The organism is Methylobacterium sp. WL116 (assembly GCF_008039455.1).
Classification (GTDB): domain Bacteria; phylum Pseudomonadota; class Alphaproteobacteria; order Rhizobiales; family Beijerinckiaceae; genus Methylobacterium.
In genome coordinates this window covers 1-9,709 of record NZ_VRUV01000137.1, presented here as the reverse complement: position 1 = coordinate 9,709, position 9,709 = coordinate 1, and the positions used below count along the sequence as shown (strand labels likewise).

The window sequence follows — 9,709 nt, the reverse complement described above, 5'->3', positions numbered from 1 at the left end:
GGCACCTTCATCGGCACCGCCACCAAGGGCGAGCGCCCGCGCCCCGCGGGCCGCGGCGGTCTCGGCGGCCTCGAGCATCAGGAAGGCCGCGCAGCTGCCCAGGATGAACCCGGGTGCGTCCTCGCGTGCGAAGACCGCCGCATAGTCGGGCTTGCGCAGGAAACCGCCCATCTCGTGGACGACCATCACGTCCGGCCGCTCGGCGCTGTAGGACCCGCCGACCAGCATCGCGTCGATCTGGCCGGAGGCGATCCGCGCCTGGCCGATGCGCAGCGCGTCGACGCCGGCCGCCTCCTCGCCCATGAAGGTGCGCGACGCGCCGCTGACGCCGTGGACGATGGCGATGTTGCCGGCGAGCAGGTTCGAGAGCTGCGCCAGGAACAGCGTCGGCCGCAGGTCGTTCTGCAACCGTTCGTTGAGATAGGCGCCGGGATCGGCGGCATCGCGCAGGCCGGTGAGGATCGCCCCGTCGACCGCGTAGTCGCGCTCGCCGCCGCCGGCCGCGACCACGAGGTGGAGCGCCTGCTTGAAGGCGGCGTCGTCCTTCACGCCGGCCGAGTCGAGGGCGAGCCCGGCGGCGTAGACGCCGAGGCGCTGCCACGCCTCCATCTGCCGCTGGTCGGACTTCTTCGGGATCTGACCGTCCCAGGCGAGCGCCGGCGCCGGGTGGACGGGATAGGGCGCGAACGTCGTCGCGTCGGTCCGCGGCGGCGTGCCGGCCGCGAGCGCTTCGAGATGGGCGGCCAGGCCCTCGCCGGCACAGGAGACGAGGCCGATCCCGGTGACGACGACGGCGCGGCTCATGCGGGTTCTCCTGCCGGGGCCTCCGCCGGATCCCCGTCCATCACCAGGCCGATCTTCGCGGTGCGCGCGCGCATCAGCGCGTCGAGCCCGTCCGGGAACGGCATGGTGCGGAAGCGGAGCTCGGCATCGGCCAGGAGCTTGCCGTCGTGGCGGATCGCGGCCTTGGTCACGGCGTAGCCCGAGCCGTCATGCTCCAGGCTCGCGGTGACGCTGAGCGTCGCCCCGGGGCCGACGAAGGAGCGGAAGCGCGCCTTGTCCACCGCCATCAGGAACGGCATCTGCGCGAAGTTCAGGTGCGCGAGCACGAGGTAGCCCGAGGCCTGCGCCATCGTCTCGGTGAGCAGCACGCCAGGAACCAGCGGATGGCCGGGGAAGTGCCCTTCGAAGACCGGGCTCTCCATCGGCACCTGGGCCAGGGCCTCGATCCGGCCGGCGGCGCGGTCGAGGCTCACCACGGAATCGATCATCTCGAAATATTCGAGGCGCATGGGCTGCCGATCCGCAGGCTTTCGGAGGGTCGTTCGGTCCGGGCGTCGCCGCCCGGGTCTTGCCGGTGCCGGTCTCGGTGCCGAGACCCCGGGATCAGACCTTGGCGGCCTTCTCCGCGACCAGCGCGTCGATGCGGGCGCAGAGGTTCTTCAGTACGAAGTACTCCTCGGCCGGGACCTTGCCCTCGTTGACTTCCTGGGTCCAGCGCTCGAGCGGCAGCTTGATCCCGAAGGCCTTGTCGACGGCGAACGCGATGTCGAGGAAGGCGAGGCTGTCGATGCCGAGATCGTCGATCGCGTGGCTCTCGGGCGTGATCTTCTCGCGCGGGATGTCGGCGGTGTCGGCGATGATGTCGGCAACGCGCTCGAAGGTGGCGGTGCCGGTGCTGGGCTGGTCTGACATGCGTTCTCGCCGAATCGGGATTGGTGCGACGGGCCGCCGCCGGTGCTCGACGCGGCGCCCCCATCCGCACGGCCCAGTGGCGGAGGGCGCCGCGCGCCGCCCCGTCATGTGGCCGCGACCTCTACACGAGGGGGTCCGGCCCGGCAACCGTGCCGCCCCCGGGGCCCGGATTCCGCGTATGGCAAAGGTCCCGCGGCGGCCTACATGAGCGCGCGGCGGATCGCGCCGGAGGACCCGCCTGATGGACCAGACGCTTCGCACCGAACACGCGCCGCCGCTTCCGCCGGTGGAGAAGGCCAGGGGCCAGGGCGTCGCCCGCGTCGTGCTGGTGCTGGCGCTCGCCGCCCTCGGGCTCTGGATCCTGTCCGGCTTCCTGCCGGCGCTGGCCTGGGCGGTGGTGCTCGCGATCGCGCTGTGGCCGCTCTACGTGCGCGTCGAGCGGCGCTTCCCGCCGGGCGGACACAACGTCGTGCTCCCGCTCGTCGCGACGCTCCTCGTCGCCCTCGTCTTCCTCGCGCCGCTCGTCGTCGTCGGCATCCAGGCGGCGCGCGAGGCCCACGACGTCCTCGACTTCGTGCGCGCGGCCGAGAAGGACGGCATTCCGGTGCCGGACGTCGTCAACCACCTGCCCTACGGCGCGGCGCAGGCCTCGGCGTGGTGGAGCGCCAACCTCAGCCATCCGGATGCCGGCTCCGACATGCTGCGCAGGCTCGACAACAATTCGGTGATCGGGGTGTCGCGCAACGTCGGCAAGGAGGTGGTGCACCGCATCGTGCTGTTCGGCTTCAGCCTGGTCGCGCTGTTCTTCCTGTTCCGCGACGGCCGCACCATCCGCGATCAGGTCCTCGTCGCCTGCAACCGCCTGTTCGGGCCGCGCGGCGAGCGGGTCGGCCGGCAGATGGTCGCCTCGGTGCACGGCACGGTCGACGGCCTCGTCCTCGTCGGCCTCGGCGAGGGCGTCGTGCTCGGCATCGTCTACTACTTCGCCGGCGTGCCGCACCCGGTGCTGCTCGGCGCGTTCACCGCGGTCGCCGCGATGATCCCGTTCGGCGCCGCGCTCGCCATCGCCATCGCGGCGCTGCTGCTGGTGGCCGCCGGCTCGGTGAAGGCGGCGGTGATCGTGGCCGTGGCCGGCTTCGTCGTGACGTTCGTGGCCGACCACTTCGTGCGCCCGGCGCTCATCGGCGGCACGACCAAGCTGCCGTTCCTGTGGGTGCTGCTCGGCATCCTCGGCGGGGTCGAGACCTTCCACCTGCTCGGTCTGTTCCTCGGCCCGGCGGTGATGGCGGCGCTGATGCTGCTGTGGCGCGAGTTCACGGTCGGCGCAGACGCGAAGGCCCCCTGACATGCGAACGGCCGCGGGATCCGAGATCCCGCGGCCGTTCGGACATGATCAGTCAGGCGCGGCGGCACTGACCCGCGTGCCGCCGGCGCCCGGGATCACATCGGCGGGGTGAGGCCGTCCTTGCCGACGGCGATCAGCTTGCCCTCGATCTTCGATCCGGCCTTGTCGACCACGGCGAAGATCTTCGATCCGGGCATCAGGATCGCCTTGTCGGCCGGCTCGAAGGCGACGATCGGCGCGGTCGGCGGCACCTCGATGGTCTTGGCCGCACCGTCCTTGCCGTAGCCGACGGTCAGCGTCTTGGTGCCAGAGGCGCCGGCCGTGTCGGCCTTCACCGTGCCGTTGGTCATCGCGCTCTTGACGCGCGGCGTACCCGACTCGGCCTTGACGGTGCCGTTGGTCATCGAGCTCTTCACCGCCGTGCCGCCCGCGGCGGTGTGATCGGTGATCGAATCCCAGCCGTAATGGCCCTCGCCGGTGCCGCGCATCGACTCGGGGAACAGCACCACCTCGAGCGCCGTCATCGGGTTCTCGCCCTTGGTCGCGGTGCCGATGAAGACGCCGTCCTTGATCTGGTCGAGGCTCGACTTCACCACCCAGGCGAACTTGGCGCCGCCGACGTCGACGGTCTCGGTCGCGCCGTCGACGGTCTTGATCGTCACCATGCCGCCGTCGGCCTTCTCGATCGTGCCGCGGACGCGCTCCAGCGCCTGGGCCGAGAGGGCGGCGCCGGACAGGGTCATCAGGCCGGCAAGGGCGAGGACATTCAGGGTCTTCATGGGGCATCTCCCGGTTGTGGTCGGGAGGTTATGGGGCGGCGGCGGCCGCAAAACACCCTTGCGCACAATCTATTCGCGGTCGCCGGCTCTTATTTCTGGCTCAGACGCGCATCGCCCGGCCGGCGGGCCCGGCCCGCATCATCCGCGGCGGCCGAGCTCGGCGACGTAGCTGCGCAGCAACGCCACCCGTCGCGGGCGGAAGCTGGTGCCGGCCGGTTCCGCCGCCGCGATGCGGTCGGCGCGGAACATGCGGAACGCCGCGCGCAGGCAGCACCAGGCCAGCACCGTCATCTTGTCGTCGAGGTAGACGATGGAGAGCGGCAGGATCGTCCGCACGGTCGTCGCTCCGTCCTTGTCGGCATAGCGGATGGTCACCGCCTCCTCGCGCCAGCACCCGGTGCGGATCGTCGTCATGTCGAAGGTCGCCGGGTAGCGCGTCCCGAAGCGGCGGACTTGCGACACCGCGTGGAGCAGGTGCTGCTCGCGCCGGTCGGACAGCGTTGCCGCGACCTTCGCCAGCACCGAGGCGGCGGCCTCCACGAGCGCCGGGTCGCCCATGTGGCGGACCTCACCGAGACCCAGCACCAGGGCCTCGATCTCGATCCGGTCGAAGGTCTGCGGCGGCAGCGCGACGTCCTCGACGAGGCGATAGCCGTAGCCGCGCTCGCCCTCGATCCCGGCGCCGGCCGTGCGCAGGCTGTCGATGTCGCGATAGATCGATCGCAACGACACCCCGGTCTCCTCGGCCAGCCGGGCCGCCGTCACCGGCGCCGGCAGGACGCGCATCGCGTGGAGCAGTCGGAGAAGCCGATCGGCTCGGGCCATCGTACAACTGACGGAAACTGGCAGGAGACCTTGGCTAGACCATCCCCTGCCGACCCGCCAGCAGGAGATCGCCGTGATCACGCTCTACCATTCCCCCAACAGCCGCTCGACCCGCATCGTCGCCCTGCTCAAGGAGCTCGACGCCCTCGACGACGTCCGGATCGAGCGGGTGACCATCCCGCGCAGGGACGGGTCGGGGACCCGCGATTCCGGCAACCCGCATCCCGAGGGCAAGGTGCCGCTGCTCGACCACGACGGCACGCTGGTCCGCGAATCGAGCGCCATCGTGCAGTACCTCGCCGAGCTGTTCCCGAAGGCCGGGCTCGCCGTCCCCCACGGGCACAGGCAGCGCGGGGCCTATCTCGGGTGGCTCGCCTGGTACGCGGGCGTGCTGGAGCCGGTTCTGGTCGTCGAGGCCGCCGGGCTGGATCACCCGTTCCTGACGCAGACGTTCCGGAACGGCGCGGAGGCCAGGGCACGCCTGGCCTCCGCACTCGCCGGCGGCCCGTTCCTGCTCGGGGACCGCTTCACCGCGGTCGACCTGCTGCTGCACTCGCCCTTCGCGTGGTTCGGCAAGCCCGGCGTGCCGGCCATCGATGCCTGGGTCGATCGTTGCACCGCGCGGCCCGGCGCCGCCTTCGCGGCGGCGTTCGACGCGGCGCAGGCGGCCGCCTGATCCGACCGGCACGCACCGCATGAAAAGAGCCGCCGCGGGACGGACCCGCGGCGGCTCGACGACGTGTCGTGAGGCCGGGCGACCCGAGGGCCGCCCGAACCGAGCTTCAGGCTGCGAGCGAGCGCAGCACGTAGGGCAGGATCCCGCCGTTGCGGAAGTATTCCAGCTCGTCCAGCGTATCGATGCGGCAGGTCAGCGGCACCTCCTGCTTGGTGCCGTCGGCCGCGGTGATCTCGGCCGTCAGGGTCTGGCGCGGCTTCAACTCGCCGGCGAGGCCCTTGATCGTGACGGTCTCGTCGCCCTTGAGCCCGAGCGAGGCCCACGAGGTCTCGCCCTGGAACACCAGCGGCACCACGCCCATGCCGACGAGGTTCGAGCGGTGGATGCGCTCGAAGCTCTCGGCCACGACCGCGCGCACGCCGAGCAGCTTCGTGCCCTTGGCCGCCCAGTCGCGCGACGAGCCGGTGCCGTACTCCTTGCCCGCGAAGACCACGAGCGGGGTGCCGGCTTCGGCGTATCTCTGCGCCGCGTCGTAGATGTACATCTGCTCGCCCGAGGGCTGGAACAGGGTCCAGCCGCCCTCGACCACCTGGCCGGCGGGATCGCGCACCATCTGGTTCTTGATGCGGATGTTGGCGAAGGTGCCGCGCATCATCACCTGATGGTTGCCGCGGCGGGTGCCGTACTGGTTGAAGTCCTGCACCCGGACCTGATGCTCCTGCAGGTAGGCGCCGGCGGGCGAGGCCGCGCGGATGTTGCCGGCCGGCGAGATGTGATCGGTGGTGATCGAGTCGAGGAACAGGCCGAGGATGCGGGCGTCCTGGATGTCGGTGATCGGCGCCGGCTCCTTCTGCATCCCCTCGAAGTAGGGCGGGTTCTGCACGTAGGTGGAGCCGCCGTTCCAGGCGAAGGTCTCGGCCTCGGTGACCTCGACCCCCTGCCAGTTCGCGTCGCCGGTGAAGACGTCGGCGTAGCGCGACTTGAACAGCGCCGAGGTGATGTTCGCCTCGATGAACTGCGCCACCTCGGCCGTCGTCGGCCAGATGTCCTTGAGGTAGACCGGCTGGCCGTCCGAGCCGGTGCCGAGCGGCTCGGTGGTGATGTCGATCTGCATCGAGCCGGCGAGGGCGTAGGCGACGACGAGCGGCGGCGAGGCGAGGTAGTTCGCCCGCACGTCGGGGTTCACGCGGCCCTCGAAGTTGCGGTTGCCCGAGAGCACCGCCGCGGCCACGACGTCGTTGTCGTTGATCGCCTTCGAGATCGCGGCCGGCAGCGGGCCGGAATTGCCGATGCAGGTGGTGCAGCCGAAGCCGACGAGGTTGAAGCCCAGCGCATCGAGCGGCTGCTGCAGCCCGGCCTTCTCGAGGTACTCGGCGACGACCTGCGAGCCCGGCGCCAGCGAGGTCTTCACCCAGGGCTTCGAGCGCAGGCCCTTGGCCACCGCGTTGCGGGCCAGCAGCCCGGCGCCGATCATCACCGACGGGTTCGAGGTGTTGGTGCAGCTCGTGATCGCCGCGATCACTACGTCGCCGTGGCCGATGTCGTAGTTCGCGCCCTCCACCGGGTAGCGCTTGGCGATGTCGGCCGCCTTGCGGAACTCGGTCTCCATCGAGCCGGCGAAGCCGGGCTTGGCGGCGTCGAGCAGCACCCGGTCCTGCGGGCGCTTGGGGCCGGCGAGCGAGGGCCGCACGTCGCCCATGTCGAGCGCGAGCGTGTCGGTGAAGACCGGGTCGGGGGTCTGGGCGTCGCGCCACATGCCCTGCGCCTTGGCGTAGGCCTCGACCAGCGCGATGCGCTCGTCGGTGCGGCCGGTGACCTTCAGGAAGTCGATGGTCTTGCGGTCGATCGGGAAGAAGCCGCAGGTCGCGCCGTATTCGGGCGCCATGTTCGAGATCGTGGCGCGGTCGGCCACCGCCATCTCGTCGAGGCCGGGGCCGTAGAACTCCACGAACTTGCCGACCACGCCCTTCTTGCGCAGCATCTGCGTGACGGTGAGCACGAGGTCGGTGGCGGTGGTGCCCTCGGGCAGCTTGCCGGAGAGCTTGAAGCCGACGACCTCGGGGATCAGCATGGACAGCGGCTGGCCGAGCATCGCGGCTTCCGCCTCGATGCCGCCGACGCCCCAGCCGAGCACGGCCATGCCGTTGACCATGGTGGTGTGCGAATCGGTGCCGACGAGCGAGTCGGGATAGGCGATCTCGGAGCCGTCCGAGGCGTCGGGGTCCCGCTTCGTCCACACGGTCTGCGACAGGTACTCGAGGTTGACCTGGTGGCAGATGCCGGTGCCGGGCGGGACCACGGAGAAGTTGTCGAACGCCGACTGGCCCCACTTGAGGAAGGTGTAGCGCTCGCCGTTGCGCTCGTATTCCAGCGCGACGTTGTCGGCCAGCGCCTTCGGCGTGCCGAACTCGTCGACGATCACCGAATGGTCGATCACGAGGTCGACCGGCACCAGCGGGTTGATCTTCTGCGGGTCGCCGCCGAGGGCCACCATCGCGTCGCGCATCGCGGCGAGGTCGACGACGGCGGGCACGCCGGTGAAGTCCTGCATCAGCACGCGGGAGGGGCGGAAGGCGATCTCGGTCTCGGTCTTGCCGCGGTTGTCGACCCAGGCGACCGTCGCCTCGATGTCGCCCTTCCTGACCGAACGGTCGTCCTCGTAGCGCAGGAGGTTCTCGAGGATCACCTTCATCGAGAACGGCAGGGCCGTGGAGTTGGCGAGCCCGTTCTTCTCGGCCTCGGGGATCGAGTAGTAGGTGTAGGTCTTGCCCGCCGCCTGAAGCGTCTGTCGGGACTTGAAGCTGTCGATGGAAGCCACGGCTGGTCTGATCCTCGCTGGCGTTTGTCGAACACGCGCAGGCATAACCCGCGCCACGAAACCGGTGTTCGGCCTGACTGCGCTCGCAGGGAGCGCGCGCCGCCCCGGGGGTGCCCGGGCAGGAGGGTGCGCGAGGAGCGAATTGGACGCTCGAAGGTCGCGCGGCGCAGCCTGGGGACCGTATAGAACGATTCGAATCTGCCCGCTACCGGGTCGCGGGTGACAGTGCCGCGAGGCTGTCCGCCCGCGTCCTCGGTCCCGTCCGGCTCAGGCGGCGGCTTCCGGCGCCGGGCCGCCGAAGCAGCGCCGCACCGCCGCCCAGAACGCGGCCTGCTCGTCCGCGGTGCAGCGCGCGACCCGCGCCTCCACCATCGCGCGGCCGGCGAGCGCGTCGGGATCCCGGGCCATCTCGGCTTCGGTGCGGACCCGCGGGTCGTTCACGCGCAGCTTCGCGGATTGCGACGGCTTGGTCATGGCGACATCCTCCGTGTCGGCGGTGCGTCCCGGCGTCCCACGATCGCGGAACGCCGCTTGCCCGATGACGGTGAGGTTGCGCGGCTCCTTCGTCTTGCGCAATCGGGCAAGGCGGCGCGGGTGCCGTGGGCTCGTCGTGCAAGAGGGCTTGGTGCCGAGAATGGACGGATGCGCGCCGCCATCGTAAGCCTGACGCGCCTCGGAGACTTCCATGCTCGCCCTCGACCTGCCGCCGGAGATCGAACGCCGCCTCGACGCCCTGGCCCGACGCACCGGCCGCAGCGCGGACGATCACGTGCGTGAGGCGATCCAGGACCACCTCGACGAGATCGAGGACGTCGAGCTCGCGGAGAGCCGGGTCGCAGCTCTGAAAAGCGGCGAGAGCCGGACCGTCACGCTGCAGGCGGTGATAGATCGGCATGGCTTGTCGGATTGAGTTCGAACGGTCCGCGGAACGCGAACTCGATAGGCTCGATCGTGAGGCCGCCGCGCGGATTCTCCGTTTCCTGCGGGATCGCCTGTCGCCCCTGGACGATCCGAGAAGCCTCGGTGAGGCGCTCAAAGGTTCGCGGCTGGGCGGCCTCTGGAAATATCGGGTCGGCGATTACCGGATCATCGCTGCGATCGACGACGCGACCGTCAGGGTCGTCGTGGTACGGATCGGCCACCGGCGCGCGATCTACCGGTAGATCGAAGCGTTTCATTCTCTGAACAGGCAACCTTCGTGCGGCTGACCGTCGATGCCCTCTGCTGCCGCCGCTCGGGGCGAAAAATCTTCTCCGGGCTGACCTTCGCCATCGGCCCGGGCGAGGCGATCACCGTCACCGGCCGCAACGGCGCGGGCAAGTCGAGCCTCCTCGCGATCCTGTCCGGGCGGCTGCGGCCGGATTCGGGCCGGCTCACCGTCCACGACATGGGCGAGGCGGCCCTGCCCGAGTGCCTGCACGCCGTCGGCCATCGCGACGGGCTGAAGAGCAGCCTGACGGCGGCCGAGAACCTCGCCTTCGCGCAAAGCCTTCTCGGGACGAAGCGGCTGAGCCCGCGGGCGGCGCTCGACCGGCTCGGCCTCGCCCACGCGCTCGACCTGCCGGTCGCCT

12 protein-coding genes are annotated in these 9,709 nt (G+C 70.6%); 5 read left to right on the top strand and 7 right to left on the bottom strand.

The genetic code is table 11. The features are described from left to right. The 3 genes from FV223_RS12350 to FV223_RS12340 all read right to left on the bottom strand — a co-directional run. Positions 1-804 (bottom strand): beta-ketoacyl-ACP synthase (locus FV223_RS12350; protein WP_147727328.1); only part of this gene is annotated, 804 nt, incomplete at its 3' end. Continuing rightward, a complete protein-coding gene (locus tag FV223_RS12345) occupies positions 801-1,292 on the bottom strand; it encodes a 3-hydroxyacyl-ACP dehydratase FabZ family protein (protein ID WP_147727327.1) in 492 nt (163 codons plus the stop codon). The genes FV223_RS12350 and FV223_RS12345, both read right to left, overlap by 4 nt. Before the next feature lie 94 nt (positions 1,293-1,386). Further along, positions 1,387-1,695, bottom strand: a complete 309-nt coding sequence (locus FV223_RS12340) for an acyl carrier protein (protein ID WP_147727326.1) — start codon at positions 1,693-1,695, stop codon at positions 1,387-1,389. 241 nt (positions 1,696-1,936) lie between these two features. Between FV223_RS12340 and FV223_RS12335 the strand changes: the two genes are divergently transcribed. Continuing rightward, positions 1,937-3,040, top strand: a complete 1,104-nt coding sequence (locus FV223_RS12335) for an AI-2E family transporter (protein WP_147727325.1) — start codon at positions 1,937-1,939, stop codon at positions 3,038-3,040. Positions 3,041-3,135: 95 nt separating this feature from the next. On the opposite strand, the gene FV223_RS12330 is transcribed toward FV223_RS12335, so the two are convergent. Both FV223_RS12330 and FV223_RS12325 read right to left on the bottom strand, forming a co-directional pair. Beyond that, entirely contained in the window at positions 3,136-3,819 is a 684-nt protein-coding gene (locus FV223_RS12330) for a metal ABC transporter permease (protein ID WP_147727324.1), read from the bottom strand. 138 nt (positions 3,820-3,957) lie between these two features. After that, a complete protein-coding gene (locus FV223_RS12325) occupies positions 3,958-4,644 on the bottom strand; it encodes a YafY family protein (RefSeq protein WP_147727323.1) in 687 nt (228 codons plus the stop codon). A 73-nt stretch (positions 4,645-4,717) separates the two neighbouring features. Here FV223_RS12325 and FV223_RS12320 point away from each other — a divergent pair, with 73 nt between their 5' ends. After that, the gene (locus tag FV223_RS12320; RefSeq protein ID WP_147727322.1) at positions 4,718-5,320 is read left to right on the top strand and encodes a glutathione S-transferase family protein; all 603 of its coding nucleotides are present in this window, start codon (positions 4,718-4,720) and stop codon (positions 5,318-5,320) included. 106 nt (positions 5,321-5,426) lie between these two features. Here the strand turns inward: FV223_RS12320 and acnA are convergent, their stop codons facing one another. Next, complete coding sequence (acnA, locus tag FV223_RS12315) at positions 5,427-8,138, bottom strand: aconitate hydratase AcnA (protein ID WP_147727321.1); 2,712 nt, start codon at positions 8,136-8,138, stop codon at positions 5,427-5,429. A 267-nt stretch (positions 8,139-8,405) separates the two neighbouring features. Further along, positions 8,406-8,825, bottom strand: coding sequence for a hypothetical protein (locus FV223_RS31750; RefSeq protein WP_243988096.1), 420 nt, complete (start codon positions 8,823-8,825; stop codon positions 8,406-8,408). Here FV223_RS31750 and FV223_RS12305 point away from each other — a divergent pair. The 3 genes from FV223_RS12305 to FV223_RS12295 all read left to right on the top strand — a co-directional run. Then, complete coding sequence (locus FV223_RS12305; RefSeq protein WP_147727320.1) at positions 8,824-9,048, top strand: TraY domain-containing protein; 225 nt, start codon at positions 8,824-8,826, stop codon at positions 9,046-9,048. The two genes, FV223_RS31750 and FV223_RS12305, sit on opposite strands and share 2 nt — an antisense overlap. After that, positions 9,032-9,301, top strand: coding sequence for a type II toxin-antitoxin system RelE/ParE family toxin (locus FV223_RS12300; RefSeq protein ID WP_147727319.1), 270 nt, complete (start codon positions 9,032-9,034; stop codon positions 9,299-9,301). Before FV223_RS12305 ends, FV223_RS12300 begins: the two co-directional genes overlap by 17 nt. A gap of 35 nt (positions 9,302-9,336) precedes the next feature. Beyond that, the coding region (locus FV223_RS12295; protein ID WP_147727318.1) for an ATP-binding cassette domain-containing protein at positions 9,337-9,709 on the top strand (373 nt) is incomplete at its 3' end.